Origin of the sequence: Sphingomonas koreensis (assembly GCF_002797435.1) — a bacterium.
Lineage (GTDB): Bacteria > Pseudomonadota > Alphaproteobacteria > Sphingomonadales > Sphingomonadaceae > Sphingomonas > Sphingomonas koreensis.
The window spans coordinates 3285778-3310841 of the sequence record NZ_PGEN01000001.1; the positions used below are offsets into that span (position 1 = coordinate 3285778).

The following is a 25064-nucleotide window of genomic DNA, read 5'->3' on the forward strand; positions in this document are numbered from 1 at the left end:
CGCAGTTCATGGATGGCGCATGGATCGCCCTCAGCTTCCGCTCAACGCCCTGCGTGCCTTCGAGGCGGCGGCGCGGCATCTCAACTTCACCCGTGCCGGGCTCGAACTCTGCGTCAGCCAGGGGGCGGTGAGCCATCAGGTCGCGTCGCTTGAGCGGCGGCTGGGCGTGCCGCTGTTCCGCCGCCTCCCGCGCGGGCTGGCCCTCACCGACGAGGGGCTGGCGTTGGTGCCGGTGCTGGGCGAGGCGTTCGACCGGATCGGCGCGACGCTCGACCGCTATGAAGGCGGGCGGATGCGCGAGGTGCTGACGGTCGGCGTGGTCGGCACCTTTGCCACCGGCTGGCTGCTGCCCCGGCTCGCGGCGTTCGAGCATGCGCATCCCGAGATCGACCTCAGGTTGATGACCAACAACAACCGGGTCGATCTGGCGGGGGAGGGGCTGGACTGCGCGATCCGCTTCGGTGACGGCGCGTGGCATGGGACGCAGGCCATCCCCTTGCTCGCCGCCCCGCTGTCGCCGCTCTGCACGCCTGCCATTGCCGCGCGCCTGTCCGCGCCCGCCGATCTGGCGCGTGAAACGCTTCTGCGTTCCTACCGGCCCGACGAATGGCCGCGCTGGTTCGAAGCGGCCGGTGCGCCGTCACCGCGTCTGACCGGCCCGATGTTCGACAGTTCGGCGCTGATGGCTGCGGCTGCATTGGCCGGCCATGGCATCGCGCTTGCCCCGCCCGCGATGTTCGAGGGCGATCTCGCCGCCGAGCGACTCGTCCGGCCCTTCGCGATCGGGATCGAACTCGGCCGTTACTGGCTGACGCGCCTCAACTCGCGGCGGGAAAGCGCCGCGATGCAGGCGTTCGCGGCGTGGCTCGATGCCGAGGCCGCGACCTGACGGCCGTTCAGGCCGCCGCTTCGGCCTTGGCTGCGTCCGCCGCCTCGATCTCGGCCGCCTTGGCCTCGACCAGCTTGACGATATGGTCGAGCATGTCGGCGTCCTCGACCGTGTGGTCGGTGATGCCCGAGAGATAGACCATGTGCTTGCCGTTGCCGCCGCCGGTCAGGCCGATATCGGTCTCGCGCGCTTCGCCCGGCCCGTTGACCACGCAGCCGAGGACGGAGAGCGACAGCGGCGTGCGGATGTGCTGCAGGCGCTCCTCCAGTGTCTGGACGGTACGGATCACGTCGAAGCCCTGCCGCGCGCAACTGGGGCAACTGACGACGCGCACGCCCCGGTTGCGGATGCCGAGCGCCTTCAGGATCTCGAAGCCGACGCGGACTTCCTCTTCCGGCTCGGCGGAGAGCGATACGCGGATCGTGTCGCCGATGCCGAACCAGAGCAGCGAACCGATGCCGATCGCGCTCTTCACCGTTCCGCCGACAAAGCCGCCCGCCTCGGTGATACCCAGGTGCAGCGGGCAGTCGACCGCCTCCGCGAGTTGCTGATACGCGGCGGTGGCGAGGAATACGTCGCTCGCCTTCACCGCAACTTTGAACTCATGAAAGTCGCGGTCCTGCAGCAGCTTGATATGGTCGAGCGCGCTTTCGACCAGCGCCTCGGGACACGGCTCCCCATATTTTTCGAGCAGGTCCTTTTCGAGGCTGCCGGCATTGACGCCGATGCGGATCGCGCAGCCATTGGCCTTGGCGGCGTTGACGACCTCATTGACCCGGTCGGCGCTGCCGATGTTGCCGGGGTTGATGCGCAGGCAGGCGGCGCCGGCATCGGCGGCTTCGAGCGCGCGCTTGTAGTGGAAATGGATGTCGGCGACGATCGGCACCTTGGCGGCGCGGACGATCTGCTTCAATGCCGCGGTGCTCGCGACGTCGGGGCAAGAGACGCGGATGATGTCGACGCCCGCATCCTCGCAGCGGCGGATCTGGTCGATCGTCGCCTTGGCGTCTTCGGTGGGCGTGTTGGTCATCGTCTGGACGGTGACGGGCGCGTCGCCGCCGACGGGCACGTTGCCGACCATGATCTGGCGGCTTTGACGGCGCATGATATCGCGCCAGGGACGCACGGACATTGAGGTTCCTCTGGGGTTCGCCTGCCCTATAGCCGATCGGTCGCGGGCGAGAAAGCCACGCGTCCGCTAACCAATTGGTCAGGCGGCGGGGCTATAGCCGGCCGGTGACCGAAACGACCGACCCGTTGCCGCGTACCGATCGCCACTACGGCCTGGACTGGCTGCGCATCGCGGCGTTCGCGCTGCTGATCGTCTATCACATCGGCATGGTGTTCGCGCCCTGGGGCTGGGTGATCAAGACGAGCTACACCGTTCCGGCGTTGATCGCGCCGATGTCGCTGCTCACGCCGTGGCGGCTGGCCCTGCTGTTCGCCGTGTCGGGCTATGCGTCGCGGCATCTGCTGGCCAAGTCGGGCAGTGCGGGAAGGTTCCTGCGCTCGCGCAACGTGCGGCTGCTGATCCCGCTGGCGTTCGGAATGGTGGCGCTCGTCCCGGTCGAGATGTGGGTGCGGGTGATGGACAGGGGCTATCCGCACGGCCTGATCCAGTTCTGGACGCATGACTATTGGCGCTCGGGCGAGTTCTGGGGGCGCGAGTTCCCGAGCTGGGAACATCTGTGGTTCGTCGCCTATCTGTGGACCTATACCGCGATCCTCGTCGCGGGACTCGCGTGGTGCCATGCTCCGATCGAACGGGTGACGGCCTGGCTGGTGAGGTGGCTGACGGAGGGCTGGCGGATCCTTTGGGCGCCGGTCGTGCTACTCGCCTTTGCCAAGGTGGCGCTGACCTTCCTGGTCGAGGAGGAGCATGGACTGTTTCGCGACTGGGCCGGACACGCGCTCTATCTGCCTATGTTCCTGTTCGGCTTCGTTCTAGCCGGTTCGCCGAAGCTCTGGGTGTCGCTCCAGCGGTGGTGGAGGACGGCACTTGCGATCGCGGCGGTATCGGGCGCGATTGTCGTCGCGGTCGAGCTGACCTTCCCGGGCGAGGCGATTCCGCCGCATTGGGTGATGGCGGCCGAGCGTGGAGCCGTCGCGGCCATGGCCTGGACGATGACCGTCGTGCTGTTCGTGCTCGCCGACCGCTACTGGAACCGCGATCATCGCTGGCGCAAGACCTTCGCAGAGGCGGTGTTCCCCTTCTACCTTGCTCATCAGCCGGTGATCGTGCTGATCACCTGGTACACGCTGCCCTATGAATTCCCGGCGCCGATCGAGTTCGCGGTGCTGATCACTGGCACCGCGGCGATCTGCGCGGCCTTCTACCTGATCGGGCGCGAGATCGGCTGGCTGCGCCCATTGATCGGCCTGACGCCGCGCTCAGATCGCGCCGCGATAACGCCGGCTGCCGCGGAGCGTGGTGCCGTCCTCTAGCGTGACGGTAAAATCGCCGCTGCGTTCGGTTTCGACGCTGCGGATCGCACCCCGCCGCACGATGCGGCTACGATGGATCTGGACGAAGCTTGTGCCCAGCCGCTCTGCCAATGCCGCGAGTGTGGAACGTTGCAGCACCGTGCGATCGCGCCAGCCGATCTCGACATAATTGCCCGCCGAGGCCGCCCATCCGATTTCGGCGAGCGGAATGTGAAGCACGGTCCGGCCGTCGGCGATCTCGATCAGGCCGGAACCCTGAATCGGCGGCGGCATCGCTTCCCCGCGCCGCAACGCCCATTGCACCGCTGCCGCGAACAGTGCGAGCGTGACGTAGGTGACCATGTCCTTCCTGTATTCGTACAGCAGCGCCACGCCCCAATCCTGGGTGAACCGGTAGCTTTCCCCAACCACCGCATAGACGAGATGCCGTAGCGCGATCATGCCGAGGATATGCGCGAGCGAGACGGGGATGGTCAGTAGCGCATGCAGAGCGAGGGCGGGCGGCCAGCCCATGGTGCGCGGCTGGATCCGCGCCACCGCCTGCCACACCACCGGCACCAGCAGCAGCCACACCAGTGTCGAGCTGCCCTGCCAGACGGCGACGTGCCAGGCGGGCTCGTCCGAACCGCTGCGGCGCAGATCCGTGACCATCGTCGAATAGTTGGAGACGAGTTGCAGCACGACCAGCAGCGCGAACAGCCCAGCGATCGCGACGATCAGCCGGCGGCGACCCGCCGTGTCGCCGTGCGGCCCGCTTTCCCCGCCGCTCATCCCTGGTCCGATCCCGCTCATCCCATCCGCACCGCCTGCGATCCCATCCCGATACCGGCCCTGCGGCGGCGCGGCTAGCGCCGCGGTGAAACATGTGTAGGGGGAAGAAGGTGATGGAACGGCACTATGGCATGGACTGGCTGAGGATCGGGGCGTTCGCGCTGCTGATCCTCTATCATGTCGGCATGGTCTTTGTGCCCTGGGGCTATCATGTGAAGACCGCAGTGCCCGAAGAATGGGTGACGGTGCCGATGCTGCTCACCAGTCCCTGGCGGCTGACGCTGCTGTTCCTGGTTTCGGGCTATGCCAGCCGCGCGCTGTGGATGAAGTCGCGCAAGCCTGGCCGCTTCGCCGCCAACCGGACCTGGCGGCTGATCGTCCCGCTGCTGTTCGGCGTCGTGGTGATCGTGCCGCCGCAGACTTGGGTCGAGCTCACCACCCAGCATGGCTATTGGTTCAACTATTGGGTCTTCTGGGCGCATCATTACTGGTATTTCGGCAAGATCGCCGGGATCGTCGTGCCCACCTGGAACCATCTTTGGTTCGTCGGCTATCTGTGGCTCTACACGCTTGCGCTGGCCCTGATCGTGCTGCTGCCCGGCGGGAGCTGGTTCCAGCGCGCCTTCGACAGGCTGTTCGCGGGAACCCGCGTCCTGTGGCTGCCCGCCGCCTATCTGCTGATCACGCAGGTGGTGGTGTTCCAACGCTGGAGCGACAGCCATGACGTGATCAACGACGGCATCGCGCACCTCGCCTATTTCCCCGCCTTCCTGTTCGGCTTCGCGCTGGCAGGATCGGAGCCGGTGATGGCGTGGATCGCGCGGCTGTGGAAACCGGCCGCGGCGATCGGTCTGGCCGGCTATGTCGTGTCGGTGGCGATCGACATCGCCTATGTCGCCGATCCGCCCTGGGTGGTGGGGCGGGTGATGCTCGCGGCGCGCTATATCCAGTGCTGGATGACGATTGCGGCGCTGATCGGATTTGCGGAAAAGTACCTCAATCGCGACCACAAGCTGCGGCCGATGCTGACCGAGGCGGTGTTCCCCTTCTACATGATCCACCAGACGGTCATCGTCGTTGCGATGTACTGGCTGCTCAAGCTGGATCTGCCGGGCTTTGCCGAGTTCGCGATCCTGGTGCCGGCGACCGCGCTGGGTTGCTGGATCTTCTATCGTATCGGCCGCGAGATCCCGCTGCTGCGTCCGCTGATCGGCCTCAGGATGGAACGGCGCGACCGGCCGCGCCCGACGCAAGCCCCGGAAACCGCATGACTCGCCTGTCCCTAATCGCCCAAGGGCTCTGCTGAATGAGGCGGCGGCGCGATCGCTCGCGCCGCCGGTCAGGTTTCAGGCCGCTGGATAGGTCAGGCCGTAATAGCCATAGACCTGCTCTCCATAGGCGCGGTCATAGGCCGGCTCGGTATCGTCGCCGTAGCGCGGCGCGTCTTCGAGCGCTTCCTTGTCGATATCGACGACATAGCCGCCTTCATCGACGTCGTAGCTGAGCTTCTCCCACGGCAGCGGATAATAGTCGGCGCCGAGCCCGAACAGGCCGCCGAACTGGAGCACGGCATATTCGACCTGGCCAGAATCCTTGTTGACCATGAAGTTGTAGATGGTGCCGAGCTTCTCGCCCTGCGCGTCGAAGACTGAAGTTCCCTCCACCTTGTTGGAGGCGATCAGCCGATCAGTCTCGTCGGTGGCAATATCGCGATCAAGGTCCGTCATCTGGAGTCTCCTTCGAGTCTCCCCCCGCCATGGCGATTGTCGCATCCGCCCGGGTCAGGCGCATGACACTAGCGGGCCGCTGCGGACACTCCCGGTCCGGCAGCGATGCGGCTATGGCGATTCGCATGATTCGCTCGATCCTTGCCGCCGCCGCGCTTGCCGTATCGCTCATCGCCAGTCCGGCGATGGCCTATTGGGAATATGGGCACGAGACGATCGCCTCGATCGCCTACAAGAATGTGAAGCCGGAGACGCGGCGCGCGATCGACCGGATGCTGGCCAAACAGGGGCTGCTCGAGACGCCGACCTGCCCGGCAAAGACGATCGAGCAGGCGAGCGTCTGGGCGGATTGCATCAAGCCGCTCGGCACTCGCTTCAGCTACGCCTACAACTGGCACTATCAGAATGTGAACATCTGCAAGCCGTTCACGCTCAAGGGCAATTGCCCCGACGGCAATTGCGTGTCGGCGCAGATCGAGCGCGACGTGAAGCTGCTGCAGGATCCCAAGGTGCCGGTCCGCGAAAAGGTCATGGCGCTCGCCTTCCTCGTCCATTTCGTGGGCGACCTGCACCAGCCGCTGCACGCCGGGGACAAGGGCGATCTGGGCGGCAACCGGGCGCGGTCGGACTATGGCGTCTATGGGCCGGAGCGGCTCAACCTCCATACCATCTGGGACGGCTGGCTGGCCGAGCGGGCGATCTCGACCCCGCCGCCGCTGGTGGTCGCCTATCCTGCCGCCGAGCGGTCGGCGATCGGGGCGGGCTCAGTCGAGGACTGGAGCCGCGAGAATTGGGAGATCGCCAAGGAAGCCTATGCGGCGGCCTATGGCGGAGACCCGTGCCGGACCGATGTACCGCCGCGCGGCAAGATGGACGACGCCACGGTCGAGCGACTGGTACCGGTGATGCGCCGGCAGATCACCCGCGGCGGCCTGCGCCTCGCCCGGCTGCTCGACGAAGCGTTCGGTCCGCCGCCACCGGCCGAGGCCCTGCCTGCGCGCTGATCAGCGCTTCCTCTCCGGACCCCAGCGCCAGCGGAAGCCGCCGTCGGTCCTGGTCCAGATGAAGTAGAGATAGGCGGCGCTGACCGGCGCGATCGCGCTCAGCTTGAGCGCGCCGGTGGGCATCAGCCAGGCGAGCAGCGCCACCAGCGCGACATAGGCCAGCGTCGTCAACCAGCCCTGCCAGGTCACCGGTACCGCGCCGTAGCCATAAAGCTTCTGCGCGAACCAATAGCCTTTCCGCACCTTGAGCGCATCGAGATGGGCGCTCATGACAGCATCGCAGCGACAACGCCGGCGATCAGCAGGAGCATCGACAACCCGGTGAGGCGGGGCAGATGCTCCCGCCGGGCGAACAATGCGATCATCATTTCAACCTCCGTGTGTTGGACGGCGCGCTAGCTGCGCGCGTAATTTTCGAGGAAGCCGCAGCGCTGGCAGCGCCAGGTGCTGATCTCGATCGGTTTGCCCTCGCCGGACTTGACGCCCCACCAGCCCTTGCGCGGGGTGCCGCGTGACCAGCTGAGCAGGGTCGGCATGCTGCTGCGCTCGGTGAGGATGAAGCCCTCGGTCATCGAACTCTGGCATTTGGGGCATTGATTGGAGCGCATCTTAACTCTCCTCTTTGGGTGCCGGATCCTTTGCAGGCCGTCCGCGCTTGGCTCGTACCGGTTCTGCAAGCTTGACGCCGCGGCGGGCCAGGGCCTCGCGCAGCAGGCACTCCACCTGCGCGTTGACGCTGCGCAGGTCGGTTGCCGCACTCCGCTCGATCGCTGCATAGAGCGCAGGATCGACGCGGAGCGGGAACGCTTTCTTGGGTGGGGCGGACACCGGCCCTCTCCCGTTACTGATAGAGGGAGCCTGTGTTCACCACCGGCTGGGTGTCGCGTTCCGAGCAGAGCACGACCATCAGGTTGGAGACCATCGCCGCGCGGCGCTCATCGTCCAGTTCGACGACATTCTTGGCGCTGAGCTGCTCCAGCGCGGTCTCGACCATCGACACGGCGCCTTCGACCAGCTTCTGCCGCGCGGCGATCACCGCCTCGGCCTGCTGGCGGCGAAGCATCGACTGGGCGATCTCCTGCGCATAGGCGAGGTGGGTGAGGCGGCATTCGTCGATATGCACGCCGGCCATCTCGACCCGTTCCTGAAGCTCGATGCGCAGCTCGTCGCTGACATGCTCGGCATTGCCGCGCAGCGTCATCTCTTCATGGGTGAAATCGTCATAGGGATAGCGCGAGCCGATCGCGCGCACTGCGCTCTCGATCTGGATGTGGACGAACTCGCGATAATCGTCGACGTCGAACAGCGCCTGTGCGGTGTCGGCGACGCGCCACACCACGTTCGACGCGATCTCAATCGGGTTACCGCGCAGGTCGTTCACCTTGAGCCGTTCCGAAGTGATGTTGTGGATACGGACGGAGACCTTCTTCTTGATCAGCCAGGGCCATGCCCAGCGCAGGCCGGTATTGCGATCGGTGCCCTGATATTCGCCAAACAACAGAATCGCCGCGGCCTGATTGGGCTGGAGCAGGTAAAAGCCGCACGCGACGAAGCAGAGGACGACCGCGCCTGCGACGGTGACCAGCGGCGCCCAGAGCGCGTTGCCGATTTGCGGCGCGGAGAAGATGATCGCGGCCAGCGCGATCAGGATGACCAGCAGCATTGCATAGCCGCTGGCGGTGGATGCGGGGCGCTCAGCGCTACTGCGAAGCGCACGGGGGTTCGAATCGGACATGTTTGCCTCCCTAAATGATGATATCAGTTTTATATCGAATTCCGCAGGGCGCAAGCGGAATCGAGCAGAGGCTTGCACGCATCATCTTTACACTGTAAAGATTGCGAAATAGTCGGGCAGTTCCGGGGTTTCGGAAAGATGGGTGTTGGGGAGGGGGCAATGAACCGGCGAGGTTTCCTGGCTGGCGGCAGTGTAGCGCTGGTGGCAGCTGCCGCAGGAAATGCCAGGGCAGAGACTGCGTTCCTGACGGAGGTCCTGAAGCGCCGCGAGACCAGTTCGATGCGCGTCCTGCGCAGTGGCCGGGTTGCGTTCGACTATGGCGACCCGAGCGAGGTCAGTTACATCGCTTCGGTGCGCAAGAGCCTCGTCGCGATGCTCTATGGCCCGGCGGTCGCGCGTGGGACGATCCGACTCGACCGGACCTTGGCTCAGATCGGGATCGACGATCTGGGCGGGCTATTGACCGTCGAGCGCGGCGCAACGGTCCGCGATCTGCTGATGGCGCGATCCGGTGTCTATCATCCTGCGGCAAATGCCGGTGACGCGTCGGCACTTGCGCCCCCGCGCGGCTCAGTGCGGCCGGGCGAGCGCTTCCTTTACAACAACTGGGATTTCAACGCGCTCGGCGCGATCTATGAGGCTGAGACCGGGCGGAACCTCTACCGGGCCTTCGGCGAGGATATCGCTGCCCCGATCGGCCTGGAGGACTGGCGCGTGGACCTTCAGCAGATGCGGAACGACACCGGCAAATCGAAATACCCGGCGCATCATTTCGGGCTATCGACGCGCGACATGGCACGGCTCGGGCAACTCATGCTCGACCGCGGCAGGTGGCGCGGCCATCCGGTTCTGAGCGAGCGATGGGTGCGCGAGTCAACCGCGCTGCGCACCGGAGCCGCGCGGGTGGCACGCGAGTCGCCGTTCATGCCGCAGCTTGGCTATGGCTATCTGTGGTGGGTGTTCGATTCAGCGGCCGGAATTCAGCGCGATCTGCGTGGCGCCTATACGGCGAGCGGCGCCTATGGCCAGTTCATCACCGTGGTGCCGCGGCTGGATTTGGTGATCGCGCACAAGACCGTGGTACCGCCACCCCGCAATGTCAGCCCGCAAGCCTATCTTAGCGAAATCCTGCCGGCGGTGCTGCAGGTTGCGCGCGGCTAGAAAAAGGGGCGCGTGCCTTGCGGCTCGCGCCCCGGTCCCGCCCATGCAGGACGATCAGTTGATGACGACGGTCACCGCCCGGCGGTTCTGCGCCCAGCTCTGCTCGTCCGAACCGAGCGCGATCGGGCGTTCCTTGCCATAGCTGATCGTGGTGATGCGGGTGGCGGAGACGCCGCGCGCCGCCAGATAGTTCTTCGCGGCGTTGGCGCGGCGATCGCCGAGCGCAAGATTGTACTCGCGCGTGCCGCGCTCGTCGGCATGGCCTTCCAGCGTGATCCGCGTATTCGGGTACTGCGTCAGCCACTGCGCCTGGCTGTCGAGGATCGAGCGCGCCTGCGCGTCGATGTCATACTGGTCGAGGCCGAACAGGACCGTGTCGCTCGACACATTCTGCTTGAAGTGCGCGGCGGTGCCGGGCTGGACGCCGGCGCCCGTGTCGGGGCCGGGGGTGGTGGGGCCGGTATCGACCTCGCCCGGGCCTGGCGGCAGGGTTTCGGGACGCTTCTTCGAGCAACCCGCGACGGCGACGGCCATCGTGGCGATGATGAGGGCGGTTCTAAGCTTTGCCATTGGTCGTATCTCCCTTGGCATTTACAGATTTCGTGATCCCGAGGTCGTTCCGCACATGACCCGGCTCAGGGGCGTAACGGTCCCCAGGCCGGATCGGATCCATCGAGCGGGGTGGGGATGCGCCGCGCGTTGCTGCCGGTCAGGTCCACCGACCAGATATCCGCCTTGCCCGAACGGCCCTGCGCCCCCCGATAGAACATCAGCACGCGGCCATTGGGCGACCAGCTCGGCCCTTCATCGCCCCAGGCTTCGGTCAGCAATTTCTCGCCTCCGCCCGAAGGGCTCATCACCCCGATGCGGAAGCCGCCCCCCATGCGGGTGAAGGCGATCAGGTCGCCGCGCGGACTCCACACCGGGGTCGCATAGCGCCCGCCGCCGAAGCTGATCCGCTGCGGGTTCGATCCGTCGGCATTCATGACATAGAGCTGCTGCGTGCCCGAACGGTCGCTCTCGAACACGATCTTGCTGCCATCGGGCGAGTAGCTGCCGCCGGTGTCGATGCCCGGGCCGTTAGTCAGCCGCTGCGGCGATCCGCCGGTGGCGGAGACGCGATAGATATCGGCGTTGCCTGCAGTCGACATGGTGAAGAGGATCCAGCGGCCGTCGGGCGAGAAGCGCGGCGCAAAGGCCATGCTGACGTTGGTGACGAGCAGCCGCTGCGTGCCGTTTGCGAGATCGTAGACATAGAGCGCGGGCTTATCGCCCTGATAACTCATATAGGCGATGCGGCGGTCGTCCGGCGACAAACGAGGAGTCAGGACGATCGACTGGCCGTTGGTCAGGAAACGGTGATTGGCGCCGTCCTGATCCATGATCGCAAGCCGCTTGATGCGCTTGTTCTTGGGACCGGTCTCCGAGACATAGACGACGCGGCTGTCGAAATAGGGACCCTCGCCCGACAGGCGAGTGTAAATCGAATCGGCGCATTTGTGTGCGGCGCGGCGCCAGTCGGACGGGCCCACCTCGAACCCCGAGCGGGTGAGCTGCGTGCCCAGCGCGACATCGTAGAGATAGCAGCCGACCGTCAGCCGCCCGCCCGCGCCCGCCTGCACATAGCCCTGTACCAGCGCCTGCGCGCTGCCGTTGCGCCAATAGTTGAAATCGGGAGCGCGGACTTCGCCGACCGACGGCGCTCGAACGCCTTCGGGACCGATCGGCTTGAACAGGCCGGTGTTGCGCAGGTCCGCCGCGATCACATCCGCGATCTGGCGGCCAAGCGTTTCGGTGTTGCCCGCCGGGGTCTGTACCGCCTGCGCGGCCGGCATCGCCGGAATCATGATGGTGAGATCGGCCGAGGCAGTGTCGGTGACATCGACGCTGAGGCCTTCTTCTTCCTGCGCGGGGGCGGGTACGGCCGGCGGTGTCACCTGCTGCGCGGCGACGGGCGCTGCGACCAGGAGGGCGACGAGCGAAAATACGGGCTTCATCGGCTGAGGTTCCTGTCGAAGTTGGGGCGGAGGATCTTCCAGGCGTCGTAATATTCGGCCGGGAGGTTGAAGGGGGCGGCGAGGCGCGCGGCGTTGAGCGCGCGTTCCTTGTGCAGGTCGGCCTGCGCGCGGTTGCTGGCGTTGACGCCGGTCTGGTTGATCACCCGCGGCGGCGCGGCAAGAGTGCCGTCGCGATTGAGACGGATCTCGACCGTGGTGCGCAGCAGCTCGACGTCCGCGCCGGTCGGCGAGCGCCAGTGCGGGCGGAGCTGGCGGATGACTTCGGCGGCGAGGCTCGACTTGACCGCGGGGCCGATCTGGCTGGCCTGAGGTGTGGTCGCCTTACCCTTGCTCGGCTGATCGGTGAGACCGTTGACGATGCCGGTGAGGCGGCCGGTGGGACGGACCTCGCGCCGGGTCGGCTGGGGCGTGGCCTTGGGCGCCGGGGCGCTGGCCTTTTTGGGTTCGGCCTTCTTCGGAGGCTCCGGCTTCCTGGGCGCCGGGCGCGGTTCGGGTTTGGGCGGGGCCGGGTCGGGGCGGACCACCGGTTCGGGTTCGGGCTGAGCGACCGGGGGCGGAGTGACCGGTTCGGGCGGGGCGGGGACTTCGGCGAGCCGCTCGGCAGGCGCCTCGCGGTTGATCACCGGCGCCTCGCTCTTGAGGCCGGCCTCGTCGGTCAGCGAGATCTCGATCGGCGTGGGTTCGAGCTTGGCCGGATTGGGCGTCGCGAGGAAGCCGACCGTCAGCAGGCCGAACAGGACTAAATGGCCCAGCAGCGCCAGGCCAAGTCCGGTTCCCTCGCCGCGATCGAGCGCCACTGCCATCAGCCGCCGTCCACCGGAGTCGTCACCAGCGAAACCTTGTTGAGGCCGACGCGATTCAGCTCGCCCATCACGCGCATGACCTTGCCATATTCGAGACGCAGGTCGGCGCGCAGATACACTTGGGGCTTGTCCTCGCCGCGCTGAGTGGCGATCCCTTCCAGCAGCGCAGGCAATCCCTCCTCGGTCACTTCGCTGTTGTCGAGATAGAGCTTGCCCGACTGGTCGATCGAGATCTGGACGGGCTTTGCATCCTGATCGAGCGGCTTGGCTCGGCTTTCGGGGAGGTTCACCTGAACCCCCGCGGTGAGCAGAGGGGCGGTGACCATGAAGATGATCAGCAGCACCAGCATCACGTCGACCAGGGGCGTGACGTTGATGTCCGCCATCGGCGCGCGGCGCCCCTTGCCGCGGGCGGAAGGGAGGTTGGCGCCCATCAGAGCTTGCCCGGGGTCGGGCCGCTGTCGAGCTGGCGGCTGAGCGTCGCGTGGAAGCCATCGGCGAAGCGATTGAGATGCGCCTCGACCTTGTTGATGCCGTGGCTGAAGCGGTTGTAGGCGATCACCGCGGGGATGGCGGCAAACAGGCCGATCGCGGTGGCGAACAAGGCTTCGGCGATGCCCGGCGCGACCACGGCGAGCGAGGTGTTCTGCTCGCTGGCGATCGCGGTGAAGCTGCGCATGATGCCCCAGACGGTGCCGAACAGCCCGACGAACGGCGCGACCGAGCCAACCGTGGCGAGGATGTTCAGGCGATCGGAGAGCTTGTCGATCTCATGCGCGACCGCGGCGCCCATCGTCGTGGCGAGGCGCTCGCGCGTCCCCTCCTTGTCGAGCGCGCGCCCACCGGTCGAGCGCCGCCATTCGGTGACGCCCGCGGCAAAAACGCGCGCGACGGGATGGGCGGCATCGCCATTCATACGGTAGAAGACGTCGATATCGTCGCTCTTGCGATAATCGCGCTCGAACGCGTCGGTCGACTTGCGCGCGGCGGCGATACGGCCGCGCAGGCTGAAGATGATGCCCCAGGTCCAGATGCTGGCGAGCAGCAGCCCGACCATCACCGCCTTCACCACCCAGTCGGCCTGCAGGAACAGGCCCAGCGGCGACAGGGTCGCAGCGTCGGTATTCACAAACCAGTCCATGTGTCGCTCAATTCCCCATCATGACAAGCGGCACGAACGCGTCCACCCATTGGGCGGTTGCCGCCGCGGACGCCCGTTGGGCGCCACGAACGCGGCTTCGACCTCTGCCTGAACCAGCAATTCGTCGCGCCGCATGACTCGTTGCTGAATGTCGACTGACGCCGCGCGCACGCGGACCAGCCGGCTGACGACGGTCAACGCGTCATCGAGCCGGGCGGGTGCAGCAAATCGCAGTTGCATCCGCGTGACGGCATAGGCGCCTTCGCCCGCCTCATGCGCGGCGCGCTGGTCGATCCCGGCGAGGCGCAACATGTCCGATCGCGCCCGCTCCATGAAGCGCAGATAATTGGCGTGATAGACCACCCCCGACAGGTCCGTGTCCTCGAAATAGACACGAACCGGGAAACGATGCTCCAGACCGTCGAAGCGGCCGGCGATCACGGGGTCGTCGGCGGGCATTAAGCATTCCCTAGCGGCACGGAGTCGCGAGGGGAACCCGTTGGCGGGTCGTTACGCCTTCGACATGTCGATAACTTGCTTCCATTCGTCGGGCGTGACCTTGCCGACCGACAGGCGGGAGAATTTGACCAGTTCCATCTCGGCCAGCTTCGGCTCGGCCTTCACCTGCTTGAGTGTGACCGGATTGGCCAGCGGCTCGACCGGCTTCATCTCGACCGAGACCCAGTGCTTGCCCTCGCCGTCGGGCTTCGCTTCACGGCTCACTTCCATGATGCCGACGATCTGAAGCCCGATATTGCTGTGATAGAAGAAGGCCCGGTCGCCGACCTTCATCGCGCGCAGGTTTCCGGCAGCGGTGTAGTTGCGCACTCCGTCCCATTCGGTCTTGCCGTCCCGTACCAGATCCTCCCAGCTGAAAACGTCGGGTTCGGACTTCATCAGCCAGAGGTTCATTGCGAGGCTCCATTTTACTTCTGTGTCGGCGTGCACCGACCCGCGCGCCCACCCGGCCACCCATAGGAGACTGGCGTTGGGGAGCGGGCTGGTGCCGTCTCCAACCCAAAAACGCATAAACCGCAAGTGAACATATGATTCTGCGGTAGTTCAGATCGACTCGGGCAGATATGCATCCAAGGCGCCCGCATATGCGTTTCCGGCGTCGACAGGTGCAGCTTTGCACGAGGAGGAAGTCATGCAGACCATCACCAAGGCGGTGCTCGGACTGACGCTTGGCGCCACCGCGCTGACCGCGGCCGCGCCTGCGGAGGCGCAGCGCTATCATCGTCACCGCGATCGCGACAACACGGGTGTCGCCGTTGCTGCCGGTATTGCCGGCGTCGTGATCGGCGCGGCGATCGCGGGTTCGGGCCGGGATCGCTACCGCTATGACGATCGTTATTACGACAGCTACGACCGCCGCTATTACGATTACGACCGTGGCTATTACAGCTATGACAAGCCCTATTACCGCAACCGGGGCTATTACCCGCGCGACGGCTATTACTACCGCCACTACGAGCAGCGCGGCTGGCGTGGCTGTTCTGTGCGCCGGGTGTACGATCCGTATCTCGGCCGCCGGGTGAAGGTGCGTTACTGCCGCTGACCCAAGCGTAGCGAAAGCAACGGCGGCGCGGGTTTATTCCCGCGCCGCTTTTCGTTAGAGGCCCGTGCCATGAGCGATACCCCTCCCGACCGGCTCTCGGTCAACCCGAAGAGCCCGCATTTCAACGCCGAGCTGCTCCAGCGCGGCATCGGCATCCGCTTCAAGGGCAACGAGCGCCGCGACGTCGAGGAATACAGCATCTCCGAAGGCTGGATCCGCGTTCAACTGGGCAAGAAGACCGACCGCAAGGGTGATCCGCTGACGATCAAGCTCAACGGCCCGGTCGAAGCGTGGTTCGAGAGTGCCGCGGATGGCGCTGGCGAGGCTTCGGAAGAGATCTGACTTTAACCCGTCATCCCGGCCTTCTGCCGGGATCGACGGCTCCCCGCGTGATGCTTTGGGGCTCCTGCACCTCGCTTGCTTTCCGGTAGACTCCGGCACAGGGCCGGGGCGACGGCACGACGGGGAGGCTACGGGTTGAACGCCGCTCGGGCTGCGTCCTCCAGCCCTGTCATTGCCGCGCGCCAGGGGAAGGGGCCGTGGCTGATTCTGGCCACGCCGGCATCGGCCACCGCCTTCGCGTCGGGTGCGCCGGGGAAGGCCATGAAGTTCACCGGTAGCGGCGATTCCCAGCACACCCGCGCCAGCAGCTCCAGATTGGCGAGGCCGGGGACGAAGAAGCCGCTGGCGCCCGCTTTGGCATAGGCGTGCGCGCGGGCGATGGCGGCATCGACCTTCGCCTCGTCATGCGTGTCCGCCTTGGCCTGAAGGAAGATGTCGGTGCGCGCGTTGATGAAGAAGGCGGCGCCGGTCGCGGCCCGAATCGCGGCGATGCGCGCGGACTGGAAGGCGCAATCGTGCAGGCCTTCGCCGCCAACCACCTGATCCTCGAAATTGCAGCCTACCGCGCCGGTCGCGGCTAGGCGGGCGACATTCGTCGCCACTTCGTCCGGGGCGAGCGCATAGCCGCCCTCGAAGTCGATCGTCACCGGCACGTCGACCGACGCGACGATCCGCGCAGCGTTGTCGATCACCAGATCGAGCGGCGCCGCCTCTCCATCGCCGAAGCCGTTGGCTCCGGCGACCGACGCGCTGCCGGTGGCGAGCGCCTGCGCGCCCGCCGCGACGACGGCCTTCGCAGATCCGGCGTCCCAGATGTTGAACAGTATCAGCGGCGCGCGCGGTTCATGGAGCGCGGCGAAACGATCGAATTTCGCAGTCATCGATTCCTCCTAATTTCCGGCAGTTCTACTGTCGGAACGAAGGGGGAACAATCCTGTTTCTTGCCGACAAACGACCGTTCGGCGAAGCTTCGTCAGTGGACGAAGCGCGCCACCACGTCGCGATAGGAGCGGCTGACCTTAACCTGCGATCCCGAATCGAGGACCAGGAAACACTCGCCATTGGTGTGCGGCTTGACCTGTTTGACCTGATCGAGATTGACGATGGTCGAGCGGTGGACGCGCTGGAAGCGGCGCGGATCAAGGCGCTTTTCCAGATCCTTCATCGTCTCGCGCAGCACCAGCGTGTTGTCCGCTGTCTTGATGCACATATAGTCACCGGCGGCCTCGACCACTTCGATCGTATCGACATCGACGCGGAAGATCTGGCCGCGATCCTTGATGTTGATCAGCTTCTCGTAGCGGTTCGACGCCACCTCGGCGGTGTCGCCGGATGCGAGTTCCTCGGCGGCGTCGGGCGCGACTTCCGCGAGCACTTCCTTGAGCTTCTCGACCTCTTCGACACCGCGCTTCTCGGTCAGGCGCTGGCGCACTCGTTCGAGCGTGTCGGCGAGGCGTGCCTCGTCGACCGGCTTCATGAGGTAATCCATCGCATTCGCCTCGAACGCACGGATCGCGTGATCCGAATATGCGGTGACGAACACGAACAGCGGCGGTTCGACCTCCATCAGGCCTTGGACGACCGAGAAGCCGTCGAAGCCGGGCATCTGGATATCAAGGAAGACCAGATCGGGCTTGTGGGTCTTGATCGCGCGAATCGCCTCGCGGCCGTTCTGGCATTTGTCGATGATCTCGACATCTTCATGCGCCTGGAGCCGCAGCTCGAGGCCTTGGATCGCCAGGGGTTCGTCATCGACCAGGATGGTGCGGATCGTCATGATTCCTCATACTCTCAACCAGCGCAGCGCCGATGCCCCCGGCGCATTGCTATACTATCCCCTGCCTTTTGTCGTTCAAACGAGCTCGTTACGGCACGGTTCCGGTCAGGCTGCCTCTCTGGCTTGCTCCTCGACCTGGAACGGAATCTCGATATCGACGCGGAACCCCGTGCCGGGGACCGACCGCGCGTCAAACCGGTGATCCGGCCCGAAGGCCTGTGCCAGACGTTCCCTTATATTGGTAAGCCCGACCCCGGTTGAAAGGCTTGGCCGGTTCTTGCCCTCGATCAATCCCGGCCCGGTGTCCGACACGGTGATCTGCACCCGTTCGCCGATGAGCCGAGCGGCGACGGCGATTTCGGCTCCCTCTTCCTGCGGAGTCACGGCATATTTGATCGCATTCTCGACCAGCGGCTGGAGCAGCAGCGAGGGCAAGCGCGCCTTCACCGCACGCGGATCGATGTCGAACGTCGGCTTCAAGCGTTCGTCGAAGCGCATCTTCTCGATCTCGAGATAGAGTTTGAGCGTCTCCACCTCCTGCGCCAGCGTGACGTGCGCAGTCGGTTCGTTGGCGAGCGTGTAGCGCAGGAAGTTGGACAGGCGTGCCAGCATCGCATTGGCCCGATCCGTCTGCTTGAGCAGCACCAAGGTCGAGATCGAGTTCAGCGTGTTGAACAGGAAATGCGGATTGAGCTGGTAGCGCAGCATCGCGAGTTGTGCCGAGCTCGCCTGATTCTCCAACACCACCATCCGGTCGATCTGGTCCTCGACGATCAGATAGAAGTTGATCCCGAAATAGAGTGCCGACCAGCCGGCCAGTACGGTGAAGTTCAAGAACAGGCTGCCCAGCACCAGCGGGATCTCGATCCCCGGATCGCCGCGCATCACCGACACGGTGAAGGCGGTGAGAACTGCATAGACCAACGTTGCGCCGGCGAGCGTGGCGACCGTGGCAAGGATGCCGGTGATGCGGGGCAGGCGGCGAAAATAGCCGTAGAGCGCAGAAAGCAGCAGCGTCAGGCAATAGCCGACGATCGCTTCGATCGTGACGCGAATCAGATCCTCGAAGCTGAAGGTGCGGTTCGAGAAGTTCGAGACCGCGCGGAGCATCAGATAGCCGCCCCAGCCTGCCCCCTGCAGCATCCAGAAGGCACGGCTCTTCTGTTCGAAGAAGGGACGGGAGAGGACGTCGGGATTCTGCATGCGTTGTCGATTTCTCTAATCGGTAATCCGCGCCGCGCAAAGCGGGACACCTTAGGCTATCCCGGCGTTACGCAATCGAATCGAACGTGCTGCAACGAGGAGATGTTCCCATGACCACCCGTACCGCCACCGCCCGCTATTCCGGCTTCGGCAAGGATGGGAAGGGTGCGATCACCACCCAGTCGGGTGTGCTGACCGACCAATTCTATGGCTTCAACACGCGATTCGAGGACGAACCCGGCACCAATCCCGAGGAACTGATCGCCGCGGCTCACGCCGGCTGCTTCACCATGGCGCTGAGCTTCGGGCTCGCCCGTGCTGGTTATTCGGAAGGTACGCTGGAGACCAAGGCGGCGATCAAGCTGGAGCAGAAGGACGGCGGTTTCGCGATCACCCGTTCGGACCTGACCCTCACCGCGTCGATCCCCGGCATCGACCCCGCCGAGTTCGAGAAGCTGGCCAAGGACGCAGAGGCCAATTGCCCGGTGTCGAAAGTGCTCAACGCCGAGATCACGCTGACTCACACGCTGGTGTGAGGAGGCGCCCTCAAACCTAACCCATCATCCCGGCCTTGTGCGGGGTCCATCGGGGAGACAGGCGCGGTACTCGAGCCTCTTGCTCAGTCTTTGCCGCACCGCGGATCCCGGCGCCAGGCCGGGATGACGGAACAGGACGGAGGGGGAAGGGGCTGGAGCCGCCTCAGCGCTCGTTGAGATAGTAGCGGTCGGTCGCGGTCAGATCGTCGGCGAGTTCATAGACGATCGGCTGGCCGGTCGGGATTTCGAGGCCGGCGATCTCCGCGTCCGAAATGCCCGACAGATGCTTGACCAGCGCGCGCAGCGAATTGCCATGCGCGGCGATCAGCACGCGCTTGCCTGCCTTCAGCTCGGGGGCGATCCGTTCCTCCCAATAGGGCAGGACGCGCTCGATCGTGTCCTTGAGGCTTTCGGTCTGCGGGATCGGGATGCCCTTGTAGCGCAGGTCCTTGGCGAGATCCCAAGGCGATCCCTCATCGGGCAGGGGCGGCGGGATGTCGAAGCTACGGCGCCAGATCTTGACCTGATCGTCGCCGTGCAGCGCCGCGGTCTCCGCCTTGTCGAGCCCGGTGAGGCCGCCATAATGGCGCTCGTTCAATTTCCAGCTCTTCTCGGTCGGCAGCCACAGCCGGCCCATCGCCTCGAGCGCCAGATTCAGCGTCTTGATCGCGCGGCTCTGGAAGCTGGTGAAGGTCAGGTCGAAGTCGAGACCCTTGTCCTTCATCAGTTCGCCCGCCGCCCAGGCTTCCTTGACTCCCTGCTCGGTCAGATCGACGTCCCACCAGCCGGTGAAGCGGTTTTCCAGGTTCCAGGCGGACTGGCCGTGGCGGATCAGGACGAGCGTGGGCATGGGCGACTCCTTGCGGGAATTTGCCCGCGTCCTTAGCGGATGACGCGCAGAGGGCAACGGAAGGATGGCCATGGCGATCGAAAGGCAAAGCATCGTGTATGACGGGCCGGGGGGGCCGTTCGAGGGCGTGACGGCGTTCGATACCGATTGGGATGCGCCGCGGCCCGGCGTGATGATCGTCCCCAATGTGCTGGGCGAGAAGGAGCAGGATCGGGTGGTCGCGGAGCGGCTGGCGGCGCTCGGCTATGCCGGGTTCGTTGCCGACACCTATGGCCAAGGCCAGCGAACGACGCGCGAATCGCCCGATCCGGCGGTCTATATGAACCAGCTCAACGCCGACCGCAGGCTGCTGCGCGACCGGCTGCATGCCAGCGTTGCGGCGATGAAGGCGCTGCCGCTGGTGGATGCCGCGAAGACCGCAGCGATTGGATATTGTTTCGGGGGCAAGTCGGTGATCGACCTAGCGCGTTCGGGCGGGGGCGTGCTGGGCGTGGTGGCGTTTCACGGCATCTTCGATCCGCCGGACTATGATTACCCGAAGCCGATCGCCGCGAAGCTTTTGATCTGCCACGGCTGGGACGACCCCCTCGCGCCGCCCGCGGCAGTGAGCGCGCTGGCCGCCGAACTGACCGAGGCGGGCGCTGACTGGCAGCTGCACGGCTATGGCAATGCGGGGCATGCCTTCAGCGATGCGAGCGTGAGGCCGGGCGGCCGGCCGGGATTCGGCTATGATATGAACGCCGACCGGCGTAGCTGGCTGGCGATGCGGAATTTTCTGGGCGAGCTGTTCGGCTAGGCGGGCTTGGCCGGCAATATCCTGCGTAGCCACCGCCGCAGCAGGATCAGCGCGACGATCGTGGCGGCGAGGATCACCACCGCGATCACCACAGCTGCAACCGGGTTGGCGAGCGCCAGCACCAGCAGCCCGCCGGTGAGGACGTCCTCGCCGGTCGAGACCACCGCATTGCTCACCGGTTCGGGGCTGGTATTCACGACCGCCCGCGCGCTCGCCTTGGTGCCGTGAGTCAGCAGCGACGCGCTGCCGCCCAGCAACAGCGCCATCACTTGCCAGGCGGGGTCGGAGGGATCGACGATCGCGAGCGCTAGCAGCGCGCCGCCGACCGGGCGGACCAGAGTATGGACGGCATCCCACGCCGAATCGAGCCACATCACCTTGTCGGCGAAGAACTCGGCGACCGCGCCGACCCCGGCGATACCGATGATCCAGGGGTTGGCGAGGACGTCGAGCGCCTTCAATTGCTGGGGCAGCTCGACCCAGCCGGTATGCATCGCGAGACCGACGGCGAAGACGCAGAGGTAAAGCCGCCAGCCTGCGAGCAGGCTGATGCTGGCGGCCAGCCCGATGATCTCGACCGCGCCCATCGCGCGCCGGATCTCAGCTTGCGGGCTTGGGCGCGGGTTTCCGCGCAGCGGGCTTCCGGGTCGGGGCCTTCCGCGTCGCGCCAGCCTTCAACGGAGCAGCGGGTTTGGGTGCCGCTTTCGCGGAAGTCTTTGCTGCGGGTTTGGCGGCGGCAGTCTTCGGCTCGGCAGCGGTCTTTGCAGGCGCCTTGACCGGAGCGCTGCGAGTCGGCCCAGCCTTGAGCGGCGCGGCCGGCTTGGCGCGGGTCGAAGCACGGGGTTTCGCAGGCGCTCGAGCCGGGGCGGCGGCCGGAGCCGCGGGGGCTGGGGCGGGGCGTTCGGCGAGCTTGCTGGTGATCTTTTCCGCGGCGCGCGCGGCGACCACGGTGGCGAGCGTCGCGGCTGTCTTGCCCAGAGCCTCGGCGGTGGTGGTCTTGTCCTTTGCCTTGCCCCCGTCGCCGACCGCATCGTCGGCAGGCTTGCCCTGGTTGCGGACATTGGCGGCAAGCGCGACGAGGCCAGCCGCGACCAGATCGCCGACCATCGGGTTTTTGATCAGGTCGAGCAGCTTTGCGCCCTGCTTGCGCAGTTCCTTGGGCAGCTCGATCCCCGCGACGGACTTGGGCAGCTTGCCTGCCTTTGCCGACTTGCTCTTCTTTGCCTTGGCCATCCGCGGGTCTCCTGTCGTGTTACAGGAGCGTCACACTAACCGGCGGCGGCGTCAATCTTTCGCGTCAATCGTTGAAAACGCGCGCGAAAATCGTGTCGACCTGGCGGAAGTGGTAATCGAGGTCGAATTTCTCCTCGATCTCCTGCGCCGAAAGCGCCGCGGTGACTTCAGGATCGGCCTTGAGCAGTTCGAGCAGCGACAGCTCGCCGTCGCTTTCCCACACCTTCATCGCGTTGCGCTGGACCAGGCGATAGCTGTCCTCGCGCGACACGCCGGCCTGGGTCAGCGCGAGCAGCACGCGCTGCGAATGGACGAGGCCGCCCATCCGGTCGAGATTCTTCTGCATCCGCGCAGGATAGACCAGCAGCTTGTCGATCACTCCGGTGAGTCGCGCGAGCGCGAAGTCGAGCGTGATCGTCGCGTCCGGGCCGATGTAACGCTCGACCGAGGAGTGGCTGATATCGCGCTCGTGCCACAGCGCCACATTCTCCATCGCGGGAATGGTCGCACTGCGCACCATGCGGGCGAGGCCGGTGAGGTTTTCGGTCAGCACCGGGTTGCGCTTGTGCGGCATTGCCGACGAACCCTTCTGGCCCGGCGAGAAATATTCCTCGGCCTCCAGAACTTCGGTGCGCTGAAGGTGGCGGACCTCGACCGCGAGGCGCTCGATCGAGCTTGCGATCACGCCGAGCGTGGCGAAGAACATCGCATGTCGATCGCGCGGGATGACCTGAGTCGAGACCGGCTCGACCGCGAGGCCCAGCTTCTCCGCGACATGCGCTTCGACGCGCGGGTCGATATTGGCGAAGGTGCCGACCGCGCCGGAGATGGCACAGGTCGCGATGTCGGCGCGCGCGGCCTGCAGGCGCGCCTTGTTGCGCGCGAACTCGGCATAGGCTTCGGCCATCTTGAGGCCGAAGGTCACCGGCTCGGCATGGATGCCGTGGCTGCGGCCGATGGTCGGGGTCAGCTTGTGCTCATAGGCGCGGCGCTTGAGCACCTCGAGCAGCTGGTCGAGATCGTCGAGCAGGATGTCGGACGCGCGGACGAGCTGCACCGACAGGCAGGTGTCGAGCACGTCGGAGCTGGTCATGCCCTGATGCATGAAGCGCGCCTCGTCGCCGACATTCTCCGCCACCCAGGTCAGGAAGGCGATGACGTCATGCTTGGTGACGGCCTCGATCGCGTCGATCGCGGCGACGTCGATCTGCGGCTTGGTCGCCCACCAGTCCCACAGCGCCTTGGCTGCGCTCTTGGGCACCACGCCAAGGTCGGCCAGCGCCTCGGTCGCATGCGCCTCGATCTCGAACCAGATGCCGAAGCGGGTTTCGGGCGACCAGATCGCGGTCATAGCGGGGCGGGAATAGCGGGGGACCATGGTATGCCTTTCGTGCTGCGCGGGCGCCACTAGCAAAGCAGCCGCGCCGCGGCAAACCGGCCCGCTCTGCAAATAACCCCAACCATTTCATCCCGAATTCACCACGGGTGTGCGGTGAGTTGAGGCTATTCGTCGTCAAATCGATCTCGGAGAAAATAAACTATGGAACGTGACAAATATACAACGGGTTAAGTGCTCGCAGATCAACGACTCGATCCAGGCTTCTCAAGTGAGTAGTCGATGGAGTGAATTAGGAGATAATCCATGATTAAATCCATTCTTCTTGCAAGCGCGGTGATGATTTCGGTTCCGGCAATTGCGCAGGAGGTTCCTGCGCAGGAAGCGCCGCCGGCGCCGGCTGAACAGCCGGCTAAGCCCGCCGAGGCTCCGGTCGCGACCGAACAGCCCGCCGAGACCGCTCAGCAGCCGCAGGAGGCGACTCCCGCTGAACCAACGGCCCCCGCCGAACAGTCCGCGCGGACAGCCGAGCAGCAGCCTGCGCCCCAGGGCCAGCAGCCGGCGAACGCGACCCAGATTGCGGCAGTCGTTGATCAGGGTTTCCCAACCTATGACAAGGATGCTGACGGCAATTTGAAGGCGGAGGAATTCAACAGCTGGATGGTCGCGCTGCGATCGGCGAGCGAGCCTGCCTTCAAGGGCGAATCCGCGGCCGACAAACAGTGGCTGAGCGCTGCGCTCACCCAGGCCGACGCCGACAAGTCGGGTGCTGTGAACAAGGATGAGCTCAAGACCTTTCTGACGCCCGCCTCGGCTTCGTAAGCGCTAGCGCGTCAGGGCGGGAACCTCGCATCTCCCGCCCCGCGGCCGCCGGACTCGGGTCCGGCGGCCGTCTCGCTGTGCGTATGAATCGTGCCGTCACCCGGCCTTGTCGCCGGCTACATCAATCCCATCGACCTCAGGCTCGAATGCCCTTCGGTGCCGATGATGATGTGGTCATGGACGGCGATGCCGAGCCGCTTGCCGGCCTCGACCACGTTGCGCGTCAGCTCGATATCGGCGCGGCTGGGGGCTGGGTCGCCGCTCGGATGGTTGTGGACCAGGATAATCGCTGCCGATCCCAGGTCGATCGCTCGCCGGATCACTTCACGAACATAAACCGGTGCCTCGTCCACCGACCCTTCCTGCATCAGCTCGTCGCGGATCAGAATGTTACGACTGTTCATATGCAGCACGCGTACCCGCTCGATCGCGTGATGCGCCATGTCGGCGCGGAGGTAGTCGAGTAAAGCCTGCCAGTTGGCGAGCACCGGCCGCGCCGCGACCTCGCCGCGCAAGAGGCGCAACGCGGCCGTATGTGCGATCTTGAGCGCGGCGATGGAGGTTTCGCCCATGCCCGGCACCCGCGCAATCGCCTTGGCATCGGCGGTGAGCAGTCCGGCGATTCCGCCGAATTCGTGAATCAGCGTCTTGGCCAGCGGCTTGGTATCGCGACGGGGAATCGCCAGGGCGAGCAGATACTCGATCAGCTCGTGATCGAGCAGCCCGTCACCATCTGTCAGCAAGCGCTGGCGCAGGCGCGCGCGATGCCCGGTCCCGTCGGTGATTCCCTCGCTATCGGATGCGCCCATATAGAGAGCCTATCCGGCACGCGACCGGCAGGGAAGGGGCGGCTTCGGCCCGGCTTCATGTGACCGCGATATTGCACTGCGGTTGACTCGGGGCACCCCCCTTTC

32 protein-coding genes are annotated in these 25064 nt (G+C 65.6%); 10 read left to right on the forward strand and 22 right to left on the reverse strand.

Annotated features, from left to right (window positions below):
- Positions 1-19 precede the first annotated feature (19 nt).
- A complete protein-coding gene (locus BDW16_RS15530; protein WP_066573466.1) occupies positions 20-889 on the forward strand; it encodes a LysR family transcriptional regulator in 870 nt (289 codons plus the stop codon).
- A gap of 7 nt (positions 890-896) precedes the next feature.
- Here BDW16_RS15530 and ispG read toward each other — a convergent pair whose 3' ends face one another.
- Positions 897-2021: a flavodoxin-dependent (E)-4-hydroxy-3-methylbut-2-enyl-diphosphate synthase gene (ispG, locus tag BDW16_RS15535; protein WP_066573468.1), complete on the reverse strand. Its 1125-nt coding sequence runs from the start codon at positions 2019-2021 to the stop codon at positions 897-899.
- A gap of 104 nt (positions 2022-2125) precedes the next feature.
- Between ispG and BDW16_RS15540 the strand changes: the two genes are divergently transcribed.
- Positions 2126-3334 (forward strand): acyltransferase family protein, encoded by a 1209-nt coding sequence (locus tag BDW16_RS15540; protein WP_066573471.1) that lies wholly within the window; start codon positions 2126-2128, stop codon positions 3332-3334.
- On the opposite strand, the gene BDW16_RS15545 is transcribed toward BDW16_RS15540, so the two are convergent.
- Positions 3281-4126 carry a LytTR family DNA-binding domain-containing protein gene (locus tag BDW16_RS15545; RefSeq protein WP_083954152.1) on the reverse strand — a complete coding sequence of 282 codons (846 nt, stop codon included), beginning with the start codon at positions 4124-4126 and terminating at the stop codon, positions 3281-3283. The genes BDW16_RS15540 and BDW16_RS15545 overlap by 54 nt on opposite strands.
- A 92-nt stretch (positions 4127-4218) precedes the next feature.
- Here BDW16_RS15545 and BDW16_RS15550 point away from each other — a divergent pair, with 92 nt between their 5' ends.
- Positions 4219-5376, forward strand: coding sequence for an acyltransferase family protein (locus tag BDW16_RS15550; protein ID WP_066573475.1), 1158 nt, complete (start codon positions 4219-4221; stop codon positions 5374-5376).
- A 75-nt stretch (positions 5377-5451) separates the two neighbouring features.
- Here the strand turns inward: BDW16_RS15550 and BDW16_RS15555 are convergent, their stop codons facing one another.
- Positions 5452-5832, reverse strand: a complete 381-nt coding sequence (locus BDW16_RS15555; RefSeq protein WP_066573478.1) for a PRC-barrel domain-containing protein — start codon at positions 5830-5832, stop codon at positions 5452-5454.
- 125 nt (positions 5833-5957) lie between these two features.
- Here BDW16_RS15555 and BDW16_RS15560 point away from each other — a divergent pair, with 125 nt between their 5' ends.
- A complete protein-coding gene (locus tag BDW16_RS15560) occupies positions 5958-6836 on the forward strand; it encodes a S1/P1 nuclease (RefSeq protein ID WP_066573957.1) in 879 nt (292 codons plus the stop codon).
- Here BDW16_RS15560 and BDW16_RS15565 read toward each other — a convergent pair whose 3' ends face one another.
- The 4 genes from BDW16_RS15565 to BDW16_RS15575 all read right to left on the reverse strand — a co-directional run bounded on the left by BDW16_RS15565 (position 6837) and on the right by BDW16_RS15575 (position 8571).
- Entirely contained in the window at positions 6837-7106 is a 270-nt protein-coding gene (locus BDW16_RS15565; protein ID WP_066573480.1) for a hypothetical protein, read from the reverse strand.
- Positions 7107-7231: 125 nt separating this feature from the next.
- Positions 7232-7444 carry a PF20097 family protein gene (locus BDW16_RS21130; protein ID WP_066573482.1) on the reverse strand — a complete coding sequence of 71 codons (213 nt, stop codon included), beginning with the start codon at positions 7442-7444 and terminating at the stop codon, positions 7232-7234.
- Between the two features lies 1 nt (position 7445).
- Positions 7446-7664, reverse strand: a complete 219-nt coding sequence (locus BDW16_RS15570; protein WP_066573484.1) for a type II toxin-antitoxin system antitoxin — start codon at positions 7662-7664, stop codon at positions 7446-7448.
- Between the two features lie 13 nt (positions 7665-7677).
- Positions 7678-8571: an SPFH domain-containing protein gene (locus BDW16_RS15575; RefSeq protein ID WP_066573487.1), complete on the reverse strand. Its 894-nt coding sequence runs from the start codon at positions 8569-8571 to the stop codon at positions 7678-7680.
- Positions 8572-8730: 159 nt separating this feature from the next.
- Between BDW16_RS15575 and BDW16_RS15580 the strand changes: the two genes are divergently transcribed.
- Entirely contained in the window at positions 8731-9732 is a 1002-nt protein-coding gene (locus BDW16_RS15580; RefSeq protein ID WP_066573490.1) for a serine hydrolase domain-containing protein, read from the forward strand.
- A gap of 54 nt (positions 9733-9786) precedes the next feature.
- On the opposite strand, the gene pal is transcribed toward BDW16_RS15580, so the two are convergent.
- The 7 genes from pal to BDW16_RS15615 form a co-directional block, all read right to left on the reverse strand.
- On the reverse strand, positions 9787-10302 hold the full coding sequence (gene pal, locus BDW16_RS15585; protein WP_066573493.1) for a peptidoglycan-associated lipoprotein Pal: 516 nt from the start codon (positions 10300-10302) through the stop codon (positions 9787-9789).
- Between the two features lie 65 nt (positions 10303-10367).
- Positions 10368-11729: a Tol-Pal system beta propeller repeat protein TolB gene (tolB, locus tag BDW16_RS15590; RefSeq protein ID WP_066573496.1), complete on the reverse strand. Its 1362-nt coding sequence runs from the start codon at positions 11727-11729 to the stop codon at positions 10368-10370.
- Positions 11726-12553: a hypothetical protein gene (locus BDW16_RS15595; RefSeq protein ID WP_066573498.1), complete on the reverse strand. Its 828-nt coding sequence runs from the start codon at positions 12551-12553 to the stop codon at positions 11726-11728. The genes tolB and BDW16_RS15595 overlap by 4 nt, the downstream gene beginning before the upstream one ends.
- Entirely contained in the window at positions 12553-12987 is a 435-nt protein-coding gene (gene tolR, locus BDW16_RS15600; protein WP_066573501.1) for a protein TolR, read from the reverse strand. The genes BDW16_RS15595 and tolR overlap by 1 nt, the downstream gene beginning before the upstream one ends.
- Positions 12987-13694 carry a protein TolQ gene (gene tolQ, locus BDW16_RS15605; protein WP_066573504.1) on the reverse strand — a complete coding sequence of 236 codons (708 nt, stop codon included), beginning with the start codon at positions 13692-13694 and terminating at the stop codon, positions 12987-12989. Before tolQ ends, tolR begins: the two co-directional genes overlap by 1 nt.
- 18 nt (positions 13695-13712) lie before the next feature.
- Positions 13713-14153 (reverse strand): tol-pal system-associated acyl-CoA thioesterase, encoded by a 441-nt coding sequence (ybgC, locus tag BDW16_RS15610; protein WP_066573506.1) that lies wholly within the window; start codon positions 14151-14153, stop codon positions 13713-13715.
- Between the two features lie 51 nt (positions 14154-14204).
- The gene (locus BDW16_RS15615) at positions 14205-14606 is read right to left on the reverse strand and encodes an EVE domain-containing protein (protein ID WP_066573508.1); all 402 of its coding nucleotides are present in this window, start codon (positions 14604-14606) and stop codon (positions 14205-14207) included.
- A gap of 238 nt (positions 14607-14844) precedes the next feature.
- On the opposite strand from BDW16_RS15615, the gene BDW16_RS15620 reads away from it, so the two are divergent.
- Both BDW16_RS15620 and BDW16_RS15625 read left to right on the forward strand, forming a co-directional pair.
- A complete protein-coding gene (locus tag BDW16_RS15620; protein WP_066573962.1) occupies positions 14845-15255 on the forward strand; it encodes a hypothetical protein in 411 nt (136 codons plus the stop codon).
- 69 nt (positions 15256-15324) lie between these two features.
- Positions 15325-15597 (forward strand): DUF3297 family protein, encoded by a 273-nt coding sequence (locus BDW16_RS15625; protein WP_066573509.1) that lies wholly within the window; start codon positions 15325-15327, stop codon positions 15595-15597.
- A gap of 128 nt (positions 15598-15725) precedes the next feature.
- Here the strand turns inward: BDW16_RS15625 and BDW16_RS15630 are convergent, their stop codons facing one another.
- From BDW16_RS15630 to BDW16_RS15640, 3 genes are all read right to left on the reverse strand, one after another.
- Positions 15726-16478 carry an isocitrate lyase/PEP mutase family protein gene (locus tag BDW16_RS15630; RefSeq protein WP_066573511.1) on the reverse strand — a complete coding sequence of 251 codons (753 nt, stop codon included), beginning with the start codon at positions 16476-16478 and terminating at the stop codon, positions 15726-15728.
- A 92-nt stretch (positions 16479-16570) separates the two neighbouring features.
- Entirely contained in the window at positions 16571-17374 is an 804-nt protein-coding gene (locus tag BDW16_RS15635) for a LytR/AlgR family response regulator transcription factor (protein ID WP_066573513.1), read from the reverse strand.
- 105 nt (positions 17375-17479) lie between these two features.
- Entirely contained in the window at positions 17480-18577 is a 1098-nt protein-coding gene (locus BDW16_RS15640; RefSeq protein WP_066573516.1) for a sensor histidine kinase, read from the reverse strand.
- A gap of 110 nt (positions 18578-18687) precedes the next feature.
- Here BDW16_RS15640 and BDW16_RS15645 point away from each other — a divergent pair, with 110 nt between their 5' ends.
- Positions 18688-19113, forward strand: a complete 426-nt coding sequence (locus BDW16_RS15645) for an OsmC family protein (protein WP_066573517.1) — start codon at positions 18688-18690, stop codon at positions 19111-19113.
- A gap of 163 nt (positions 19114-19276) precedes the next feature.
- On the opposite strand, the gene gpmA is transcribed toward BDW16_RS15645, so the two are convergent.
- Complete coding sequence (gpmA, locus tag BDW16_RS15650; protein ID WP_066573519.1) at positions 19277-19963, reverse strand: 2,3-diphosphoglycerate-dependent phosphoglycerate mutase; 687 nt, start codon at positions 19961-19963, stop codon at positions 19277-19279.
- Positions 19964-20033: 70 nt separating this feature from the next.
- Between gpmA and BDW16_RS15655 the strand changes: the two genes are divergently transcribed.
- Positions 20034-20759: a dienelactone hydrolase family protein gene (locus BDW16_RS15655; RefSeq protein ID WP_066573522.1), complete on the forward strand. Its 726-nt coding sequence runs from the start codon at positions 20034-20036 to the stop codon at positions 20757-20759.
- Here BDW16_RS15655 and BDW16_RS15660 read toward each other — a convergent pair.
- From BDW16_RS15660 to purB, 3 genes are all read right to left on the reverse strand, one after another.
- Positions 20756-21346 (reverse strand): DUF4126 domain-containing protein, encoded by a 591-nt coding sequence (locus BDW16_RS15660; protein WP_066573524.1) that lies wholly within the window; start codon positions 21344-21346, stop codon positions 20756-20758. The two genes, BDW16_RS15655 and BDW16_RS15660, sit on opposite strands and share 4 nt — an antisense overlap.
- 13 nt (positions 21347-21359) lie before the next feature.
- Positions 21360-21992 carry a hypothetical protein gene (locus BDW16_RS15665; RefSeq protein WP_066573526.1) on the reverse strand — a complete coding sequence of 211 codons (633 nt, stop codon included), beginning with the start codon at positions 21990-21992 and terminating at the stop codon, positions 21360-21362.
- Between the two features lie 64 nt (positions 21993-22056).
- Complete coding sequence (gene purB, locus BDW16_RS15670; RefSeq protein WP_066573529.1) at positions 22057-23370, reverse strand: adenylosuccinate lyase; 1314 nt, start codon at positions 23368-23370, stop codon at positions 22057-22059.
- A gap of 264 nt (positions 23371-23634) precedes the next feature.
- Between purB and BDW16_RS15675 the strand changes: the two genes are divergently transcribed.
- A complete protein-coding gene (locus BDW16_RS15675; RefSeq protein ID WP_083954154.1) occupies positions 23635-24150 on the forward strand; it encodes an EF-hand domain-containing protein in 516 nt (171 codons plus the stop codon).
- Positions 24151-24266: 116 nt separating this feature from the next.
- Here BDW16_RS15675 and radC read toward each other — a convergent pair whose 3' ends face one another.
- Complete coding sequence (radC, locus tag BDW16_RS15680) at positions 24267-24959, reverse strand: RadC family protein (RefSeq protein ID WP_066573534.1); 693 nt, start codon at positions 24957-24959, stop codon at positions 24267-24269.
- Positions 24960-25064 lie beyond the last annotated feature (105 nt).